Source organism: Deltaproteobacteria bacterium (assembly GCA_016874755.1).
Lineage (GTDB): Bacteria > Desulfobacterota > Binatia > UBA9968 > UBA9968 > DP-20.
The window spans coordinates 1-19,481 of the sequence record VGTH01000070.1 but is presented as its reverse complement, the minus strand read 5'-3'; the positions used below and the strand labels follow the sequence as shown (position 1 = coordinate 19,481).

The following is a 19,481-nucleotide window of genomic DNA, read 5'->3' as shown; positions in this document are numbered from 1 at the left end:
CGGTCGCCCTGCTCTGCGAATCGCAGTGGAAAGGTCGAAGAAATGCCCAGCATCGGCGAATCAAACCGAACGATTTGCGCTGATGCCTGCGCTCCTCCAGAGTTCCACTTCGATCGACACAGTGTCATGGGTTTTCCCCTTCGCATGAATAATTCGGGCTAGGTTTCAGCAGCTCGCATGCCACTGTGTATTTTGATTGATTCGCTCTCCACCGCTGTCGAAGCGTTTAGGCTCCCGCTGGTTCGGCATTGGCGGTGAGCGTCGGCGATGCGGCATTGCTGGAGCGAATGATCAACGCCATCGCCGCGGCAAGTAGACCCATCACCGCGCCGCTCAAAAACGCATAGTGATACTCGCCCAAGTTGGAATAGATCCAGCCGGCGCCCAGCGCGGCGATGGCGCTGCCGATTTGGTGTGAGACAAAGACCAAGCCGAACAGCATGCCGACGCGATTTTGGCCGAAGTGTTTGGCGATGATCGCAATCGTCGACGGCCCGGTGGCGAACCAGTCGAGACCGTAGAGCACGGCAAAGACGAACAAGCCGTAGGATTCGGTCACGTAGGGTAAGACGAACAGCGACAGCCCGCGGAACAGATAGGCGGCGGACAGGACTTTGCGCGGGTCGACACGGTCGCAAAGCCAACCGGCGAAAGTCGTGCCGATGAAACTCGCCACGCCCATGATGCCCACCGCGGTTGCGGCGGCGACTTCGGGAATGCCGCGCTCGATGGCGTAGGGAATCATGTGTGTGCCGACGAGCCCGTTCGAGGTTAGACCGCAAACGAAAAATGTCGCGCTCAGCAGCCAGAAAGTCGCGGTCTTAAAAACATCGACGGTGGCGGCGAGGGAAAACGTGCCGGCTTTTTTTTGGGCTTGGCTGCGCTCCTCGGCGGTGGTCTTGCTGTCGGTATAAGGTTCGAGGCCAATCTCTGAAGGATAGTCGCGCAGCCAAAAATAGATCGCCGGCAAGAGCAGCAACGCGGTGCCGACAATCAGCCACATCGCCGGCCGCCAGCCATGGCTGACGATCAACGCCATTAGAATCGGTAGAAAGATTACCTGCCCGGTGGCGTTGGCGTTGGTGAGAATCCCCACCGCCAAGCCGCGCCGCGCGATGAACCAGCGGCTGGCGACGCTTGCCGACAATGCCGGCGTAACGCCAGTGGCAATGCCCAACACGACACCCCAAATCAAAATGAACTGCCAAAGCTGATCGACAAAGATAGTTCCCGCAACCGCCAGCGCAATGGTCGAGAGACAAAACATGATCACTCGGCGCGCGCCAAATCGATCGAGGAGCCAGCCGCCCACCGGCGCCATGAAGCCATAGACGAGTAGATTCAAACTAGCCGCCGACGAAATCGCCGTGCGTCCCCAACCAAATTCTTTCTCCAAAGGGTGAATGAGCACCGACGGCGACGCGCGCACGGCCGACGCCGCCAGGTACGCGAGAAAACTCAAGCCGATGATGAACCAGCCGTAGTAGAAGGGGAGATGGAACGGGACGCGGGGCTGGGGCTTGTGATTGTCAGGCATCTCGATACTTTAACACAGTTCGATCGCGATTTTCTGAACTCTTGATGTCACGCTGAGGTCCGCCGAAGCATCTGCTCTCGGCGCGGTACGAATGTGCGCTGCAGATTCTTCGCTGCGCTCAGGGTGACACGGGGTCTTCCACCGGGGCTGTTGAAGATTATTTGGCCGGCGGCGCGACTGCGACATCGAGTACGCCGGAGTTTTTCAGCGACCGTTCGACGAACCCGGAAGCTTTCATCTCTTCAATAAACTCGCGCAAGTAGCGCAGCCCCTCATCGCGCCCCTTGGGCATGCCCGCGGCCTGCTCAATCGCCATGAAGCGCTCGTCGAGCACGCGCGAGCCGGCGAGCTTGCTCGAATTGGCGACCAATGCTTGGCGCACACCGGCGACCACTTCGACTTTTTTGTCGAGGATCAATTGAAACGTAGAGTCGGTATCGGCGGCGCGGACAAACTGCGCATGTTTGATGTTGCGGGTGAGAAATAAATCATAGGCGCTGCCGGCGGCGACGCCGATGCGGATGCCGTCGCGATCGACTTCGGCGACGGTTTTGATCGGCGAGCCGGGCGGCACGAGATACGTGCCTTCGATGATCAGATGCGGCGCGGTGAAGCCGACGTCCCCAGCACGCCCTGGTTCAGCAGCGAGAAACGCGACGTCCCACGCGCCACTCTTCAAAGCGGCGACCATCTGGCCCGCCGAAGGAAACGCCACCAACTCCACGGGCAATTCGCTTTTGCGGCCAAGCTCGCGCGCCAAGTCCACCGCCACGCCTTTGATCTCGCCGGTGGCTTCGTTTCTCTGCGCGAGCACGGCGTTGCCGTAGTTGATGCCTGCGCGAATTTTCCCCGTCGGCGCCAAGTCGGCGCGCGCTGCCGCTGAGATCATCAAGCGCTCCTCCAGATTACTGTCCTGCCAAACTACCTTGCTCCCTGCCACCGGGTCAATCGAACGACGCTTGCGAGCGAACGTGCTTTATTTCGTTCGGCGCCATTGATATGCAAGCGATTAAACCAACGGCACAGAAAGGAGTGTCTCCTATGGTACGCCTTTCCTCTGGCTTGAAAGCCATACTCAGCAGTTTCAGCGCAGGGTTCCTTTTGCTGATCGGCACGGTGACCGTAAGCTTCGCCGCCGCAGCGCCGACGCGCATCGACATTGCCTACCCAAGCCCGAGCCCGCGCGTCGCGCCGCTGTGGGTCGCGCAGGACATGGATTTCTTCGGCAAGTATGGCCTCAAACCGCAAGCCGTGCTGGTGCGCAACAATACGATGCTCACCGCTGGGTTTGCCTCCGGTGACATCAATCTCGCCTACACCGGCGGCACAACCGTGCTCGGCGTTGCCGCTGCCGGAGCCGAGTCGAAAATGGTTTTGGGCTTTGTCAGCCGCGGCCGCGGTTTTCTCATGGTCAAGCCCGACATTCGCAAACCCACCGATCTCGCCGGCAAAAAATTCGGCGTGCAAAGCATCGGCGGTACGTTGTGGATGTACGCCATGCTCGGCCTCGAACAGTTGGGCCTCGACGTTGCGCGCGACAAAATTCAATTCATCGTGGTCGGCGATCAACCGCTGATGATGCGCGCCCTGGAAAGCGGTGTCATCGATGCCATGATGTCGACCACGCGCGCCTTCGCCCTCGATCTCAAAAAGAAAGGCTTCAACACGTTGGTGGAGGTGCTGCCCGCCATGGCCGCCACCGGTCTGGTCGCACGCAAACAGTTTTTGGAGAAGAACCCGGCGGTGGTGGAAAATACTTTGAAAGCGCTGATCGAAGCCGAATATTTCATCCTTGCGCCGAGCGGCAAGAGCCAAACGATCAAGACCATCATGAACCGCTTAAAGATGACCGATGCCTCGCTCGCCGAGGAAGGTTATGCGGATATCGTCAAAGAATTTGAGCCCAAGCCCTATCCATCCCTCGAAGGCATGAAGAATATGCAAAGGCTCATGGCGTCGCAAAACCCGAAATTCAACGAGTTGACTCCGGCCAATCTGATCGACGCATCTTTTCTAAAAAGATTGGAAGAGAGCGGCTTTTTCGCCCAGCTTCAAGCGCGCTATCGGGAGTAGAGAGTCGTGATTCGTGGCTCGTGAATCGTTGATCGTGCTCGCCCGTGATTCCGAAAACGAACTACGAACAACGAATCTCGCATCACGATTGGCTATCGTTTCAGGTAGATCTTCCGCGCCGTGTGCAAATGCGAGATCGCTTCGGCCTTTTTGCCGAGAGCCTCCAGCAGCAGGCCCAGATTGTAATGCGCGTCGGCAAAGAGCGGGTCGCGCGCGATCGCCTGGCGATAGGCGCGCAGCGCCTCCTCCAGCCGCTCGCGATCCTGCGCCAAGACACCGAGATTGAACAATGGCGCGGGATCGTCCAACGCGTGGCGCGCCGCCGCCTCGTAATGGGCCTGGGCCTTGTCCCAATCCTTGGCGCCGTGGTAGAGCCGGCCTAGATTCAAGTGCGCATCGGCCATTTTAGGGTCGATCTCCAAAGCTCGGTGGTAGGCGTGCTGCGCCTCTTTGCAAGACGAGGACTCCAGCTCCACGGCGCGGTTGAACCAGTCAACGGCGCGCACGTCGGGCTTTCTCTCTTTGGGTGCCGGGCGCGACAACTTCACCTGCCGCGCCAAAGTTTGGGCGTCGAAATCAAAAACAAACTGGCCGGACTCCGGCCGCCAGCGCGCCTTGCCGTCGCGTGCAACGATACGCTTGCCGTCGGCATAGATCTTGATGCGGGAAAGATGCTGGTCGTCGGGCAGTTGGCGCTTGAGCGAGGCGAGCATGCGCAGAATGATTTTGGGCGACAAGCGGGTGTTGAGCAGACCCTTGGTGGTTTTGAGGATCAACAAATCTTGGAAAGTAAATTGAAGCTGTCTTTGCCGATCGCGCGAGGGCGCGATGAAGCCGGCACGCACGAAGGAGTGCACGCGGCTCTTGGGCAGGTCTAAAATTTTCGCCACCTCGGCGGTGGAGAAAAGTTTCATTTCTTGGCGGACTGAGATTTTTTCTTGGCCTTTTCAGGTTCGGCGGCTTCGGCGCGCACTGCCGGTTTCTTTTCCGCGGCGGCACTCTTCTCCAGGCTCTCCTTGAGGGCGGCCATGAGGTCGATGACCTGCGCGCGCTGCGCCTGCGGCTCAGTGATGGTGATTTCCTTGCCGGCGACTTTGGTGTCGATCAGATCCAAAACTCGCTGGCGGTATTCGTCTTCGAACTCCTCTGGCTTGAATTCTGGTTTGGACAATTCCGAAATCAATCGAATGGCGAGATCGATCTCCGCGTCGTTCACCTTGGCGGTCTCGCCTTTGGCGATCTCGTCGAAGCCGCGGACTTCGTCGGCAAAATACATGGTGTGCAGCATCAAGCCTTTCTGCGCCGCGCGCACGAGCACAAGATTCTCCTTGCCACGCATGACGAACTTGGCGAGCGCCACTTTGCCGGCTTTGTTCATGGCGTCGCCAAGCAGCCGATAAGCTTTCTCGCCGCCCTTGTCGGCACCGAGATAATAAGTTTTTTCGAAATAGATCGGGTCCACCGTCGCCAGCGGCACAAACTCGGAAATCTCGATCGCCTGCGACGCCTCGCCTTCCAGCGCTTTTAACTCTTCATCGGCGACGCGGACGTATTGGCCCTTGGCGAACTCATAACCTTTGACGAGCCCAACATTCTCCACAACTTCGTTGCACACCGGGCAGAGGCGCTGTTGCTTGATGCGGCTGCCACACTTGGCATGTAACAAGTTGAAGCTCACCGACTCCGAAGACGCGCCGGTATAAAGTTTCACGGGGATCGAAACCAGCCCAAACGAAATCGTACCCGAACCCACAGCATGCGCCATAAAGGCCTCCTGGAAACACGCCATTATACGAAAAATCCCGGCCACCATGCAAATTTATTGATTCGGGAAAGATCCACCGGTTTATCCAGGGGCGTTTCAAGCCTTAACCGCCGCAAGGGTCCTTATATTATGTTCCGGATTCGACGCACTCATAACCCTCCAGTTTGACAACTCGCTGGGCCGGCGCTCGACGCGGCGTTTTTGCGCGGTGAAGTCGACATCAGAGCCAATCACCCCGATAACCCCATACGCCAGGGTTGGCTCGACAAAGATCTCGTCAACGTCCACGCGATCCCGAAGTCATCGAGTTGTTCAAACAGCTTTTTTGGGCCGGGGCCACTGCCGACGCGATAAGCAACAGTTTATTCTAGGCGTCTCTCGATAATCCCTCTGTGTCCTCCGCGCGCGGGAGGTGATATTGTTCTGCGCGGCGTGAAATCTCAATCCAACCTCGATCTCTACCGCAAAAAGCGCGACCCGCAGCGGACGCCGGAGCCGTTCGGGACGGCGCGGGTTGCTAACGGCTGGCGCTTTGTCGTGCACCAGCATGGCGCGCGCAATCTGCACTACGATCTGCGCCTGGAAATGGACGGCGTGTTGAAAAGCTGGGCCGTTCCGAAGGGCCCGTCGTTTCACGCCGAGGAGAAGCGGCTCGCGGTCCACGTTGAAGATCATCCGATTGAATACGGCGAATTTGAAGGCGTGATCCCGAAGGACAACTACGGCGCCGGCTCGGTGATCATTTGGGATCACGGCAGCTATCGGCTCGTCAAACCCGGTGATGCCATGGAGCAGCTTGGTCGCGGCAAGTTAGAGATAGAATTCTGCGGCTACAAGATGCGCGGCCTGTGGACGCTGGTGCGCATGGCGAAGAAAGACAAGGAATGGCTGCTGCTGAAAAAAGCCGATGGGTTTACCAGCGAAGCAGACATCAACGCGCGTTACCCAAAGTCGGTCGTCTCTGGGCTCACCGTGCAGGAGATGGCCGATTTGCCGGGGAAATTGTCGGCGCTGCGCGAGCAGCTCGCCGCCGCCGAAGCGCCGCTGCGCGATTTTCCCGCGCGCACGTTTACGCCGATGCTGGCGAGCCTGCAAGAGCGGCCGCCGCGGGGCGAAGACTGGCTCTACGAAGTCAAATATGACGGCGTGCGCGTCGTCGCCCAGCGCCAAAAGAGCGCCGTTGACCTTTACGGCCGCAGTGGACAAGTCATCACCAACCGCTATCCGGAAATCTGCCGCGCGCTGGGTCGCTTGTTTGTCGGCGAGTTTGTTATTGACGGTGAGCTTGTCTCGCTCGACGAGCGCGGCCGGTCGAGCTTCCAGCGTTTGCAGCTGCGCATGCATCTCTCCAACCCACACGACATCGAGCGCGCCATGACCGTGGCGCCGGTGGAGGGGATTTTTTTCGACTGCCTGGCGCTCGATGGCCACGACCTGCGTGCGCTGCCGCTCGTTAAACGCAAAGAATATCTGCAAAGTGTTCTGCCGCCGCTGGGCCGGGTGCGCTACACCGAATACTTCAATGTAGACGGCGAAGCGTTTTTCAATGCCGCTTCTGAACACGAGCTCGAAGGCATCGTCGCTAAGAAGGCCGATAGCCGCTATGTCAGCGGCCGCTCGCCCAATTGGCTAAAGATCAAATGTCAAAAACGTGAAGACTTCATCGTCGGCGGCTACACCGACCCGCAGGGCGGCCGCGGCCATTTTGGTGCGCTGCATTTAGGACTCTATCGCGGTGACAAATTGGTCTACATTTCCAAAGTTGGCACGGGTTTCGATGGCAAGATGCTCAAACTCGTTTGGGACAAGATGCAGCCGCTTAAGCGCGCGACTGCGCCATTCGACGAAAAAACCCCGCCAGGCCGCGGCCATCATTGGGTTGAACCTCGGCTCGTCTGCGATGTGCGGTTTTCTGATTGGACCGACGACGGCGGTATTCGCCATCCGGCTTTCCTCGGCTTGCGCGAAGATAAAAAGCCGCAGGATTGCCGTAAAGAAGAGCCCGTACCGATCGTGCTGCCCGCGCTCGAACCAGCCGGAGAAGGCGATCCTTCGGCGGCCTCAGACATCAAACAGGTGCGCCTCACGAATCTAAAAAAAGTCTTTTGGTTGAAGGGAAAATACACCAAAGGCGACCTCATCGAATACTACCGCGCTATCTCGCCGCACTTGCTGCTCTATCTAAAAGACCGGCCGTTGGTGATGACGCGCTACCCCGACGGCATCGACGGCAAATCTTTCTTTCAAAAAGACGCCCCGGACTTCGTCCCCGGCTGGATTCGTCGCGTAAAGATTTATTCCAAGGACACCGAGCGCGACATCAACTACATCATCGTCAACGACGTCGAGACACTGCTTTACATAGCCAACATGGGCACCATCCCGCTCCATCTGTGGAGCTCGCGTGTGGAATCACTGGAACGGCCCGACTGGCTGGTGATGGACCTCGACCCTAAAGGCGCGCCTTTCGAGCATGTCGTGCAAGTCGCGTTGGCGCTGCACGAAATCTTGGAAGGGCTGCGCATCGATAATTTCATCAAAACCTCCGGCGCCAGCGGTATGCACATCTTGATCCCCCTCGGCGCGCGCTACACCCACGAGCAGGCGAAAAATTTTGCCCGGCTGCTCGCCGTGCTCGGTAACGAAGCAACGTCTGACATTTCAACCATCGCGCGCCCGCTGGCCGCGCGCGGCGGCAAAGTCTACATCGACTTCGGCCAAAACGGTTGCGGCGTCACCATCGCCGGCCCATTCAGCGCTCGCCCCGTGCCCGGCGCGACGGTCTCCTGTCCGCTCGAATGGCACGAGGTGAATAGCAAGCTGCACCCGTCGCAATTTACGATTAAGAACACGCCGGCGCGCTTCGAAAAAATGGCCGATCCGCTAGCGCCGGTGTTGCAAAAAGCGATAGACCTGGAAGCGGCGTTGGGGAGAATCGAAAAAAGAATTTCTCACCACGAAGGCACGAAGGACACGAAGGGAAGAGAAAGGAGATAGAGAGTTAAAATAGAGGCTGGGGCCTTGAATGTGACTTTCTTTTCCAATCTCCGCTCTCCGAACTTCGTGCTCTTCGTGTCTTCGTGGTGAATCTTATCTTTGCGTCTTTGCGCGAGAAAGGAAATCCCATGGGCTACACACCGAAAAATGGCGTCACTACTGAACTGATCGAATTCGAAAGCGCCGGGCGCGACGTCCAAGGCTGTCTCTTTGCTCCCGACCTGAACAGGTTTCGTGCCACCACAACCGCGGTCGTGATGGTTCACGGCGTCGAGGCCTACTGGCACGCGGCGCCGACTATGTTTCTCGGCTGCCTGCTCGCCGAGGAAGGCTACACGGTGCTCGGCTACAACGGCGTTCACTCGGGTGAGAGTTTTCGCACCTCGGAATTCGAAACCGCCGTGCAAGAAGTCGGCGATACCATCGCGTTCATGAAAACGCGCGGCTTTGACAACATCTTTCTCCTCGGCCACAGCCTCGGCACACCGATGGTGGAGCATTATCAAGGCGATCGTCCGGATAACGCGGTCAAAGCGCTTGGCGTCTATGGGCCGCACATTAATATTCCCCAAGTCACGCGCGACTCACTCCTTGGCCCTGAGCTCTATGCAACCTTTCGCGCCGAATGCCGCGCGCTAGTCGCCGCCGGCAAAGGCGACGAGATCAAGCTACTGCCTTTTCGAGAAGGCAGAGTCGTTATCACTTCGGCGAAAACCTTTCTCAGCTATCGAGACGTCGAAACCAGCAAAGCCAACATCGAACCAATGATCCGTAACATCAAAGTGCCGTTTCTGATCGTCTACGACTCCGGCGACAACATTCAAAGCAAAGGCAGCGTGACAACGCGGGAATCCATCGCACTGCGCATTAAAGAAAATGCCGTCAATTCACGCAAAGCCGACGTGCTGGTTATCCCATCGAGTCCGGGAAACTCCCCGTTTCAAGCCCACCTGTTCGTTAATAACGAAAAGCTCGTCACACAAAAAACCGTCGAGTGGCTAAAGAGCGTCGGCTTGACGCCAACGGCGCGGTGAGACTAGGTTAGGTCAAAATCTTATCCCAACTCATCGAGGAGGGTGCTATGGCCAATCTCGCTGCGATCGACGCCGATGGTCATGTGATCGAGAGTGAAAGCGAAATCCGCAAATATCTAAGCGACCCGTGGAACAAGCGCTCTACCGCACTGCGCCCGGGCGATCAGCCGTGGGACAACTACATGTTCGATCATTTCGTCACTGAAAGAACATGGAGCAAGCTGCCGTCCAGCGAGCAGGTCAAGCGTTGGGTCGAGATCATAGACCAGCATGAGATCGAAACCGCCGTTTGTTTTCCCACCGGCTCCGGTGCCGTCGTCCGTTTGCAGGAATTGAAATTTCAAATCGCGGTGGCGCGCGCGGTGAACGATCACTTCGCGGCCGACTACAACGCGCGCTCGCCGCGCATCAAATGCGTCGGCGTGTTGCCGATGCGCTCGCCGCAGGCGGCGGCGGAAGAGATCGAGCGCGCCTGCAAAGAAAAAGGGCTGATCGGGTTCGAAATTCTCCCTGTCGGATTACCCGCGGCCTTGGGCGATCCGATTTACGATCCGGTCTACGCGGCGGCTGAGAAATGCGGCGCGGTGCTCGGCATTCACGGCACGCGCAGTTGGTCGCGTGAGGTGGGCGCCGCAGGTTTGAATACTTTTGCCGAAGTGCACGCCTACGCTTTCACCGCGGGGATCTTGCTGCAATTTACCAGCATGATCTGCCAGGGAGTGCCGGTGCGCTTTCCCAAGCTACGCTTCGCCTTCTTGGAAATCGGCGCCACTTGGCTGCCGTATTATTTGGATCGCTTGGACGAGCATTGGGAAAAGCGCGCCGAGTTCGAGATGCCGCATCTTAAGGAAAAGCCCAGTGAGCTCGTGCGTAAATCGCAGGTTTATTTCAGCATCGAGTCCGGCGAGTCGCAGTTACCCGCGGCGATTGACTACGTGGGTGCTGATCACTTTGTCTTCGCCTCCGACATCCCTCACTGGGATTGCGAGTTTCCGGGGAACCTGGAACAGCTGCGCAAGCACGCCAAGCTGTCCGACAGCGTGAAGCAGAAACTTTTGCGCGACAACTCAAAGCGGCTTTTTAACCTATAGTCGACTCGAAGCAGCCGCGATGAACATGCAATCGCTCATTCACGAAGAGCGCGAGCGCGGCATCTTTCGGGTGCACCGCGCCGCACTCACCGAGCCTGAGATTAGCGCCGTAGAGCGCAAACGGATATTCGACAACTGCTGGCTCTATCTCGGCCACGAGTCGGAAGTGAAAAACCGCGGCGACTTTCGCCGCCGCACGGTGGCCGGGCGGCCGCTGTTTTGGGTGCGCGGCAGCGACGGACAAGTGCGCGCGTTTCACAACACCTGCACCCACTGGGGCGCCAACGTTTGCCGCGTCGACGCCGGCAATGCCGAGACGTTTCAGTGCTTCTATCATGCCTGGACGTTTAGCAACTGCGGCGAGCTGATCAGCATTCCCGACGAGGCTGGCTATGCCAAGAAATTCGACAAATCTGAGCTTGGACTGATGCCGGTGCCGCGGTTGGAAAATTACCGCGGCCTTTATTTCGTCAGCTACAATCCAGAGATTGTCGATCTTGCCACCTATCTTGGCAATGCCAGAGAGTATCTCGATCTGATCCTCGATCAATCTGCGGCGGGCTGGGAATTGGTGCCGGGCACACAAAAATACGGCGTGCGCGCCAACTGGAAAATGTTTTCGCTCAACAGCCTCGACAGCTACCACGTCAAACCGCTTCACGCGACCTTTTTCAAATATACGCAGAGCCTAGGGCCTGGCGACCCGCAGCCGCCGCTGCCGGACTTCCCCGGCGAAGAGGGTCGGGCGCTCGATCTCGGCAATGGCCACGGCGTCGATATCTTCGCCGCCCGTGACCGCGCCCGGCCGATCGCCAACTGGCATCCGATCCTTGGCGCGGAGACTAAAGAAGAGATTCGCCTGACCCGCGCAAATCTAGTGCAAAACTTCGGGGAGCAGCGCGCTTACTTGATGTGCAACACCAACCGCTTGATGCTGATTTATCCCAACTTTGCGCTGCACGACATCGCTGGCGTGAGCCTGCGCTACTTCGAGCCCACCGGCGCGGATACCATGGACGTGACCGTGCAGACCCTGGCGCCGGTGGGCGAATCAGCAACCCTGCGCGCTCGCCGGCTGGAAAATTTTGTCAGCTTCCTCGGCCCCGGCGGCTTCGCCCATCCCGACGATCTCGAAGCGATGGAGTCGGCCCAGCGCGGCTTTAGCGCCGGCGGCCCGCAATGGATCGACGTATCAAAAGGCATGCACCGTGACGGCACGGCGATCGATGAAAATCATGTCCGGTCTTTCTGGCGCCAATGGCGGGCGAATATGGGAGCGGATTGATAGGATTTTTTCACCACGAAGACACGAAGGACACGAAGATTTTAGACAGAAGATTCCCTCGCGCAAAGCGCGCAAAGGCCGCCAAGGAGTAAAATCAAAAACTCCGAACTTTGCGCCCTGTGCGTTCTCTGCGCGAGATAATCCGAGTTCCGAAAACACACAGTGGCAGTAACTTTCTCTGATAGCGACCTCGCCCGCCTCCTCCTGCACCGCGAAGTCGAAGCCTTTCTCTTCGACGAAGCGGCGCTGCTCGACGAGTGGCGCTTGGATGAATGGCTGGCGCTGTTCACCGATGACGCACGCTACGTCGTGCCGTCGACGGACACGCCGAATGGCGACCCGCGCGAGACGCTGACTTTGATCGACGACGACATCGCGCGCCTTCGCGGGCGCGTGGAGCGGCTGAACAGCCGCCACGCGCACCGAGAATTCCCCTGGTCTCGGACACGTCGCTTGATCTCCAACGTCCGCATCACTGATGTTAAGGAAGAAGGCATCCAAGTCCAAGCATCGTTTCTTGTCTATCGCATCCGCGCCGACGCCGTCGATCCGCTGATCGGTCACTACGAGTACACCCTGCGCCGCATCGGTAGCGCATTGAAAATCGCTCACCGCAAAGCCGTTCTCGATTTGGAAGCGCTGCGGCCGCACGGCACGGTGAGCATCATCCTCTGAGAAGAAAAAGAAAAGCGCGCGGTATAGCCCTGGTGATCTGGCAAGGATACGATTCATTTGCTAAACATGATCGTCATTGCTGCGCTAGATTCATTCTCGTTACGCGTACACAGACAATTTGAAAACGAAAATGTGCTGCTTGCCCTTTTGCAAGTGAAGCACGTATACAGACAGGTTAACTAATGGCTGAAGGATTTTCCGAAACCACCCAGGTCAAAATCACGCAGACTATCGCCGCCGAGCTTAACGTCGGCGCCCATCAAGTCGCTGCCGCTGTAGGGCTGCTCGATGAGGGCGCCACCGTGCCCTTCATTGCGCGATATCGAAAAGAAGTGACCGGAAATCTCGATGACACGCAGCTGCGCACTCTCGAAGAACGGCTGATCTATCTGCGCGAGCTGGAGGAGCGGCGGGCGACGATCCTTGCGTCAATCGAAGAGCAGGGCAAACTCACTGACGAGCTGCGCGCTAGCATTGAAGCGGCGGCCACCAAACAAGTGTTGGAAGATCTCTATCTTCCCTACAAACCCAAGCGCCGCACAAAAGCGCAGATCGCGCGCGAGGCTGGGCTGGAGCCTTTAGCCGATTCGCTGCTGAAAAATCCGGCTCTCGATCCGCAAACGGAAGCGGCGAAATATGTCAACGACAAACCGGCGGCGGAGAACGGTGTGCCGGATGTCAAAACTGCCCTCGAAGGCGCGCGTGACATTCTTGCCGAGCGTTTCGCCGAGACGGCGGGCTTACTTGTTAAGTTGCGGACGCGGATGTGGGAGCAAGGCATCGTTACGTCTAAAGTGATGAAAGACAAAGAGAGCGCCGAGGACGAGAAGTTTCGCGACTACTATGCCTACACAGAAACCATTCGCACCATTCCTTCGCACCGCGCGCTGGCGTTGTTTCGCGGCCAAAACTTGGGCGTCTTGGCGCTCGACCTCACGCTTGACGAAAAGCAGGAGGAGATTTCACCGCATCCCTGCGTCGCCATGATCGCCAGCCACTTTGGCATCGAGGACCGCGCCCGTCCGGCGGACAAATGGCTTCTCGACGCGTGCAATTGGACCTGGCGCACCAAGGCCCATCTGCACACCGGTACGGAGCTTCTAATGCAACTGCGCGAAGCCGCCGAGGCGGAAGCAATCCGCATCTTCGGGCGCAACCTGCGCGAGCTCTTGCTCGCGGCGCCGGCGGGGCCGAAGGCCGTGCTCGGCCTCGACCCGGGCATCCGCACCGGCTGTAAAGTGGCGGTGGTGGACGCCACGGGAAAACTGCTGGAAACCACCACGATCTATCCGCATGAGCCACGCAAAGATTGGGACGGCTCGTTAGTAACTTTGGCGCGCATGATCGTACAGCACAACGTCGATCTGATCGCCATCGGCAACGGCACGGCGAGCCGCGAGACGGACAAGCTTGCAGGCGAAGTGATGAAATTGATCGCCAGCAAAATGCCGGAACGAAAAGTGAACAAAATCGTAGTCAGTGAAGCGGGCGCGTCGGTGTATTCCGCATCGGCTACCGCCGCGGCGGAATTTCCTGAGTTAGACGTGAGCCTGCGCGGCGCCGTGTCTATCGGGCGCCGCCTGCAAGATCCGCTAGCGGAGTTGGTCAAGATCGAGCCCAAATCCATCGGCGTCGGCCAGTATCAACACGACGTCAACCAGCGCGCGCTGGCGCGCACGTTGGATGCCACTGTCGAAGACTGCGTCAACGCCGTCGGCGTCGACGTGAACACGGCATCCGCGCCGTTGCTTGCGCGGGTCTCGGGACTCAACAGCGGGCTGGCGAAAAACATCGTTGAGTTTCGTAATACCAACGGCGCGTTTGCCAATCGCACGTTGCTGCGCAAAGTGCCGCGCATGGGCGACAAGACTTTCGAGCAAGCCGCCGGTTTTTTACGCATCAACAACGGCGACAATCCGCTCGATCGATCAGCCGTCCATCCGGAAGCCTACCCCGTAGTGGAAAGAATCCTCACCAAGGTCGGCAAAGGCATCGGCGAAGTGATGGGGCAAGCGGCGATTCTAAAAGAGCTCAAGCCGGAACATTTCACTGATGAAAAGTTCGGCGTGCCGACGGTGAAAGATATTCTAACGGAATTAGAAAAGCCCGGCCGCGACCCGCGGCCGGAATTCAAAACCGCGACCTTTCAGGAAGGCGTCGAGACGCTCGCCGATTTGCAGCCCGGCATGATCCTCGAAGGCGTCGTCACTAACGTCGCCGCCTTCGGTGCCTTCGTCGACATCGGCGTGCATCAAGACGGCCTGGTCCACGTCTCGGCTTTGGCGAATAAATTCGTCAAAGACCCGCATGAAATCGTCAAGCCCGGGCAGATCGTGAAAGTTAAGGTGCTCGACGTCGACATCAAGCGCCAGCGCATCTCGCTGACTATGCGATTGAGCGAGCCTTCAGCGCCCGCAGCGCAATCCAGTGAAGCGCGGGAGAAACCCGCGAACGCACCCCGTCCGCAACAGCAGCGACGTCCAACGCCGCCGCAACAACAACAAAAACGGCCACCGCAACCGCAGGGCTTGATCGCCCTGGCGCTGGAGAAAGCACGGACTAAGAAGTAAAAAGAAACTAGTATTTTGGAGCGATTGTAGGGGCGCGATTCAGCGCGCCCGCTTTCGATCGCGCAGTTGAGCAGCGTTCATCTACAGCCAGGAAATCTTCGATCACAGTCCGCGAAACACCTGTGCGAGAAAGCCTTCCTTCTCCAGCTCATCGATGAAGCGATTTGAGATATAGTCCCGCGCCTTTAAGTTCTTTGCTTCTGGCCGGGTCTTTTTGAGCAGCTCCAGAGCGTAGTCCATACCTTCCGCAGTCGGATGTGGTTTGGCTGGAAAAATTTTGCCGTAGTAGCGAAAAGTCTCATCGAGCTGCTCGCGATCTTTGTCGCGGTCGAGCTTGAGAAAGCGCGCGACGGCGGCGATGACCGATTCTTTCCTCGCCGGATCTTTCCAATGGCTCGTGCCTTCGATAAAGCCTTTCAAGAAACGCAACGCTTGTTCCGGGCTGCGTTCGATAAAATCGCGCCGCGCCGCCACGTGCAGATGCGGATAAGCGATGCCGGTTTGAGAGATGTCGATCAAGTCGGTGAATCCCAGGCGGCGTGCCACGAGGTTAAATGGCGGGCTAACAATGGTCGCATCGATCACTCCGGCGCGCAGCGCGGCGAAGCGTTCGGTCTGCCCGCCGATCTGCAGAATCGTCACGTCTTTTTCAGGACGAAGGTGCTCGCGCTCCAGCGCGAGGCGGGTCGAGGTGTCAGACGCCGCGCCAAAGCGGCTGATGCCGATTTTCTTGCCTCTCAGATCTTGCGCCGTGCGGATCTCGGCGCGCGACACGATGTTGTAAGGGAACGTGTTGACGTTGCCGGCGATGAAAACGAAATTGGCGCCGGCGAGATTCGCCGCCAAGATCGGCGGCCCGTCGATCAGTCCCATGGGCATTTCACCCGATAACATCGCCTGGACTAACTGCGTGCCGCCTTGAAACGCCACCAGCTCGACATCCGAGTTGTGCTTGGCAAAGAGGCCGAGTTGCTTGCTGACAAACGGATGGGAGTTGCTGCCGCTGATGCCGGCGACGCCGAAGCGAATCGGCTGGCCGGACTTTGATGCCTGTGCGGCTGCGAGCGAATGACAAAGCAACGCCGCGAGCGAGGCAACGATATACAACCGAACGAAAGGTGAAATAGGGTTCTTCATGATTTTAGTGTCCGCCAATGAACTGAAGCACGGCGCGGTTAAAAGGTTCGGGCTGTTCCCAATTGATCGAGTGCGAAGCCTCCGGCAAAACAATAAACTCGGCGCCGGCGATGGCGGCGAGCTGGCGGCGCATCACCCAAGGTGGGGCCTGCAAGTCCTGATCGCCGGGCATCAACAAAGTCGGCACACAAAGCGTCTTTAGCTTTTCAAAAGTAATCGTCTGGCGCTGCGGCTGCACGGGCGCGTCTTTCTGGCGCGAGTTGTCGTGAATTTCCAGCCACAATTTAAGCCCTTCAGGGTTGGTCGCCATGTAGCCAGGGCTGACTTCGCGAAACTCCGGCGGCCAATTAGGAAAATTGGGCAGCGTGGTTTTCTCGCGCAGCTTGCGCAGCTCTTCGTCGACGATGGCGCCGCCGCTGGCGGCAACGACTAAACTGCGCAGCCGCTCCGGATGCCAGAGCACGTAATCATAGGCGGCAAAGCCGCCGCCGGCGACACCGACGAGATGAAACTTGTCGATCTTTAAATGCTCTACCAGCGCGTGGAGATCGTCGGCGATCGTCCCCGGCTGTGGGCCGCTATCCGGGTTGGCCGTGCTGCGGCCCCAGCCGCGCCGATCGAAAGCGATCACACGATAGCCCGCCGCGGCGAAGCCAGGGGTATTGTATTGCCAGCCGTCGGCATTGCCGGTGTTGGCGTGCAGCAAAATGAGCGGCACGCCGCTGCCGCCGCTATCGGTGTACCAAAGGCGAACGCCCGGAAGATCGGCGTAGCCGGCGAAGGAGCGAGCTGAAGAATCTGCGGATGCCATTTTGTACTCCTTGTGATCGAAATTGCAGTTGCACGCTCACGGCAGGTCGGCGAGCAGCCGCCCGTAGCCGGCGATCGGCAGGCGTATGTTCAACTGTTTCATGCACGCCCACACGTCTGCTGGCACGTTGGCCAACACTTTGACATGGAGCTTGCGTTCGAGCGGTTCGATGATATTCATACAATCCCACGCTGCGCCCATGAGATAGAGACAGTCGCCGTCGCCGCACTCAGCCAATACCTCTTTAGCGCGGCGGGCGATCTCCTCAGCGGGTATCTTGCCGACGTCGCTAAAGGGCACATCGATGCCCGCCATCGCCATGACTTTGAATCCCAAGCGTTCGAAAAACTCTTTGAACTGCTCGTTCAATTCGTCGGAAAAATAGGTCAGCCCGACCAAACGCCGGGCCTTGAGCGCGCGCAGGGCGTCAATTTGCACTTGCGTCGAGCTGAGCACCGGAAGGCCGTGCTTTTTCTCCAGGCGCCGGGTGTTGGCCTGGTCGAAGTCCAAGCCGAGCAACATAAACTGCGGTGCGCCCTGGACCAGCGCCATATTTGCTTTAAGCGCGACAAGCTCACCGACGCGCTGATCCATCATCGCCTGGGCTTCCTGAAACTCTTTTTCAGTGCCGGAACGCAGCCCGACGTAGCGTGGAATCACGCACACCCCGTCGGGCAGCAGGCGAATAAACGCCTCCAGAGGTCCGGGTTTGAAAGTAGGCTTTACCAAGCCGATTGTGCCACGCCATCCGTACATGATCGTTCTACCCCAGGTTGTCGCGCCACGAAGCTGTGGGAGAGCAGTAAATCTCGAAACGGACGGCGGGTCAACGCCACAAGCTTTCTTGACCTGCCTCGCTCGGCGGTGTTAATTCGAGAAGAGCACGAGAATCCAATTGAGGAGAGTTTGACATGCAAACCATCGACGCCGACGCCCATGTTTTGGAGACCGAGCAAACCTGGGAGTATATGGACGGAGCCGACAAGAAATACCGCCCGCAGATCGTCGGCTCGCCCGACGGCACGGGCAAAGACGAATATTGGCTGGTCGACGGCACGCTGCGCTTGAAGTCCGGCAACGTCGGCCGCAACACGCCGCAGGCGTCGCGCGAAATGCGCGATGTGCCGACGCGCGTCAAGCATATGGACGAGTTGGGTGTCGGTATTCAGGTGCTTTACCCGACACTGTTTTTGATTCCGCTAACGCCGCGCCCCGAAGTGGAGCTGGCGCTGTGCCGCAGCTACAACCGCTGGCTCGCCGACATCTGGCGCCAGGAAAAAGAACGGCTGCGCTGGGCCGCCGTGATGCCGTTGATGAGCATGGAGCAGACGCTGCAAGAGGCACGCTTTGCCAAAGAGAACGGCGCCTGCGCGATATTTATGCGCGGCACCGAAGGCGATCTGCTGCTGAGCGATCCGTATTTTTTCCCGCTCTACGAAGAAGCGCAGCGCCTCGACATCACCATCGGTGTACATGCCGCCAATGGCAGCGCCACGCTCTTTAACTATTACAAATACGAGCCGGTCGGCTTCTCCAAGTTCAAATTAAACTGCGTCGGCGGTTTTCATGCCCTGGTGATGGATCGCATTCCGGAAAAATTTCCTAAGCTGCGAATTGGTTTTCTGGAAATCAGCGCCGAATGGCTGCCCTACGCCTTCACCGATCTGACCAAACGGTTTCGCATGAAGGGCAAGGAGCTCAACCGCGACTTTCTCAAACAGGATCGGATTTTCGTTGCCTGCGAGACGACCGACGATATTCCATACATTGTTCAGAAGCTCGGCGATGAAAATATCGTCATCGGCTCCGACTATGCCCACGCCGACAGCGCCACCGAGCTCATGGCGATTGCCAATCTGAGCAACGACCAGCGGCTCACACCGACGCTGGCGAAGAAAATCGTTTGGGACAACGCCCGGGCGCTCTACGGGCTATAATTGTCTACCTTGGCGGCATCGGCACCCCCTACACGGTCTGCTACAAGGGCGGGCTGCTTGTGCCCATCGAATCTCACTTGATCCTCAGCGAAGCGGTCGACAAAACCAAGTGGTTTCAAAGCAAGTATCATTTCGCTGACGACGACGGCCCAGCGCGGCGCAGCCGCAGCCGAATCGGGCAAGAAGATTTAACCACAAAGAGCACAAGGAAACACAAAAGGCGCTGCGCGCCTGGATTAGGAACCGGAGAATTTAACCGCAAAGAACGCAAAACTCGGGGAGGAGATTTTCACCACGAAGTGATTCATGTGCTTGCGCACGCCCACGGAACCTGAAAACGGTCGCCAGGTTTCAACGCGAAGGGTTTTGTAGGGGCAGGCCTTGTGCCTTCGCTCCGAACTTCGTGTCCTTCGCGCCTTCGTGGTGAGCCGCTCTTTCCCTCACTGTCCCACTCTGGGAGGGTTGAAGCCCTCGCCTTTAGGCGACGGCTTTAGCACGTTTTGGCGGAGCTGTGGTAATGTCTGCGGATGAAAGAATATCGACGCGGAGCGCACACCGTATTCGAAATC

General features: G+C 58.2%; 16 protein-coding genes. 9 read left to right on the top strand and 7 right to left on the bottom strand.

The genetic code is table 11. The features are described from left to right. Window positions 1-226: 226 nt before the first annotated feature. Complete coding sequence (locus tag FJ145_25395; GenBank protein ID MBM4264745.1) at window positions 227-1,537, bottom strand: MFS transporter; 1,311 nt, start codon at window positions 1,535-1,537, stop codon at window positions 227-229. A 157-nt stretch (window positions 1,538-1,694) separates the two neighbouring features. After that, window positions 1,695-2,426: a transporter substrate-binding domain-containing protein gene (locus FJ145_25390; GenBank protein MBM4264744.1), complete on the bottom strand. Its 732-nt coding sequence runs from the start codon at window positions 2,424-2,426 to the stop codon at window positions 1,695-1,697. Between the two features lie 110 nt (window positions 2,427-2,536). Between FJ145_25390 and FJ145_25385 the strand changes: the two genes are divergently transcribed. Then, on the top strand, window positions 2,537-3,610 hold the full coding sequence (locus FJ145_25385) for a hypothetical protein (GenBank protein MBM4264743.1): 1,074 nt from the start codon (window positions 2,537-2,539) through the stop codon (window positions 3,608-3,610). A 92-nt stretch (window positions 3,611-3,702) separates the two neighbouring features. Here the strand turns inward: FJ145_25385 and FJ145_25380 are convergent, their stop codons facing one another. Both FJ145_25380 and FJ145_25375 read right to left on the bottom strand, forming a co-directional pair. Beyond that, window positions 3,703-4,524, bottom strand: a complete 822-nt coding sequence (locus FJ145_25380; protein MBM4264742.1) for a tetratricopeptide repeat protein — start codon at window positions 4,522-4,524, stop codon at window positions 3,703-3,705. Then, complete coding sequence (locus FJ145_25375) at window positions 4,521-5,375, bottom strand: Ku protein (protein MBM4264741.1); 855 nt, start codon at window positions 5,373-5,375, stop codon at window positions 4,521-4,523. The genes FJ145_25380 and FJ145_25375 overlap by 4 nt, the downstream gene beginning before the upstream one ends. 432 nt (window positions 5,376-5,807) lie before the next feature. Between FJ145_25375 and ligD the strand changes: the two genes are divergently transcribed. The 6 genes from ligD (at window position 5,808) to FJ145_25345 (ending at window position 15,027) form a co-directional block, all read left to right on the top strand. Continuing rightward, window positions 5,808-8,372: a DNA ligase D gene (ligD, locus tag FJ145_25370; protein MBM4264740.1), complete on the top strand. Its 2,565-nt coding sequence runs from the start codon at window positions 5,808-5,810 to the stop codon at window positions 8,370-8,372. 128 nt (window positions 8,373-8,500) lie between these two features. Next, a complete protein-coding gene (locus tag FJ145_25365; GenBank protein MBM4264739.1) occupies window positions 8,501-9,406 on the top strand; it encodes an alpha/beta hydrolase in 906 nt (301 codons plus the stop codon). Between the two features lie 47 nt (window positions 9,407-9,453). Then, entirely contained in the window at window positions 9,454-10,497 is a 1,044-nt protein-coding gene (locus FJ145_25360) for an amidohydrolase (protein ID MBM4264738.1), read from the top strand. Window positions 10,498-10,522: 25 nt separating this feature from the next. Continuing rightward, on the top strand, window positions 10,523-11,782 hold the full coding sequence (locus FJ145_25355) for a Rieske 2Fe-2S domain-containing protein (protein MBM4264737.1): 1,260 nt from the start codon (window positions 10,523-10,525) through the stop codon (window positions 11,780-11,782). Window positions 11,783-11,986: 204 nt separating this feature from the next. Further along, window positions 11,987-12,457: an aromatic-ring-hydroxylating dioxygenase subunit beta gene (locus tag FJ145_25350; protein MBM4264736.1), complete on the top strand. Its 471-nt coding sequence runs from the start codon at window positions 11,987-11,989 to the stop codon at window positions 12,455-12,457. 182 nt (window positions 12,458-12,639) lie between these two features. Then, window positions 12,640-15,027 carry an RNA-binding transcriptional accessory protein gene (locus FJ145_25345; protein ID MBM4264735.1) on the top strand — a complete coding sequence of 796 codons (2,388 nt, stop codon included), beginning with the start codon at window positions 12,640-12,642 and terminating at the stop codon, window positions 15,025-15,027. Between the two features lie 102 nt (window positions 15,028-15,129). On the opposite strand, the gene FJ145_25340 is transcribed toward FJ145_25345, so the two are convergent. From FJ145_25340 to FJ145_25330, 3 genes are read right to left on the bottom strand one after another with little or no spacing between them, the layout of a single operon-like run. Further along, window positions 15,130-16,164 carry an ABC transporter substrate-binding protein gene (locus tag FJ145_25340; protein ID MBM4264734.1) on the bottom strand — a complete coding sequence of 345 codons (1,035 nt, stop codon included), beginning with the start codon at window positions 16,162-16,164 and terminating at the stop codon, window positions 15,130-15,132. A 4-nt stretch (window positions 16,165-16,168) separates the two neighbouring features. Next, on the bottom strand, window positions 16,169-16,975 hold the full coding sequence (locus FJ145_25335; protein ID MBM4264733.1) for an alpha/beta hydrolase: 807 nt from the start codon (window positions 16,973-16,975) through the stop codon (window positions 16,169-16,171). Window positions 16,976-17,011: 36 nt separating this feature from the next. Next, complete coding sequence (locus tag FJ145_25330) at window positions 17,012-17,731, bottom strand: hypothetical protein (protein MBM4264732.1); 720 nt, start codon at window positions 17,729-17,731, stop codon at window positions 17,012-17,014. Window positions 17,732-17,886: 155 nt separating this feature from the next. On the opposite strand from FJ145_25330, the gene FJ145_25325 reads away from it, so the two are divergent. After that, window positions 17,887-18,912 carry an amidohydrolase gene (locus FJ145_25325; GenBank protein ID MBM4264731.1) on the top strand — a complete coding sequence of 342 codons (1,026 nt, stop codon included), beginning with the start codon at window positions 17,887-17,889 and terminating at the stop codon, window positions 18,910-18,912. Beyond that, window positions 18,879-19,247, top strand: coding sequence for a hypothetical protein (locus FJ145_25320; protein MBM4264730.1), 369 nt, complete (start codon window positions 18,879-18,881; stop codon window positions 19,245-19,247). The genes FJ145_25325 and FJ145_25320 overlap by 34 nt, the downstream gene beginning before the upstream one ends. Window positions 19,248-19,481: the final 234 nt, after the last annotated feature.

Bases quoted from the DNA above. Each gene is read 5' to 3' on its own strand.
- FJ145_25345 (MBM4264735.1), top strand. From the start codon at position 12,640: ATGGCTGAAGGATTTTCCGAAACCACCCAGGTCAAAATCACGCAGACT.
- FJ145_25365 (MBM4264739.1), top strand. From the start codon at position 8,501: ATGGGCTACACACCGAAAAATGGCGTCACTACTGAACTGATCGAATTC.
- FJ145_25325 (MBM4264731.1), top strand. From the start codon at position 17,887: ATGCAAACCATCGACGCCGACGCCCATGTTTTGGAGACCGAGCAAACC.
- FJ145_25395 (MBM4264745.1), bottom strand. From the start codon at position 1,537: ATGCCTGACAATCACAAGCCCCAGCCCCGCGTCCCGTTCCATCTCCCC.
- FJ145_25355 (MBM4264737.1), top strand. From the start codon at position 10,523: ATGCAATCGCTCATTCACGAAGAGCGCGAGCGCGGCATCTTTCGGGTG.
- FJ145_25380 (MBM4264742.1), bottom strand. From the start codon at position 4,524: ATGAAACTTTTCTCCACCGCCGAGGTGGCGAAAATTTTAGACCTGCCC.
- FJ145_25335 (MBM4264733.1), bottom strand. From the start codon at position 16,975: ATGGCATCCGCAGATTCTTCAGCTCGCTCCTTCGCCGGCTACGCCGAT.
- FJ145_25390 (MBM4264744.1), bottom strand. From the start codon at position 2,426: ATGATCTCAGCGGCAGCGCGCGCCGACTTGGCGCCGACGGGGAAAATT.
- FJ145_25340 (MBM4264734.1), bottom strand. From the start codon at position 16,164: ATGAAGAACCCTATTTCACCTTTCGTTCGGTTGTATATCGTTGCCTCG.
- FJ145_25360 (MBM4264738.1), top strand. From the start codon at position 9,454: ATGGCCAATCTCGCTGCGATCGACGCCGATGGTCATGTGATCGAGAGT.
- FJ145_25375 (MBM4264741.1), bottom strand. From the start codon at position 5,375: ATGGCGCATGCTGTGGGTTCGGGTACGATTTCGTTTGGGCTGGTTTCG.
- FJ145_25330 (MBM4264732.1), bottom strand. From the start codon at position 17,731: ATGTACGGATGGCGTGGCACAATCGGCTTGGTAAAGCCTACTTTCAAA.
- FJ145_25385 (MBM4264743.1), top strand. From the start codon at position 2,537: ATGCAAGCGATTAAACCAACGGCACAGAAAGGAGTGTCTCCTATGGTA.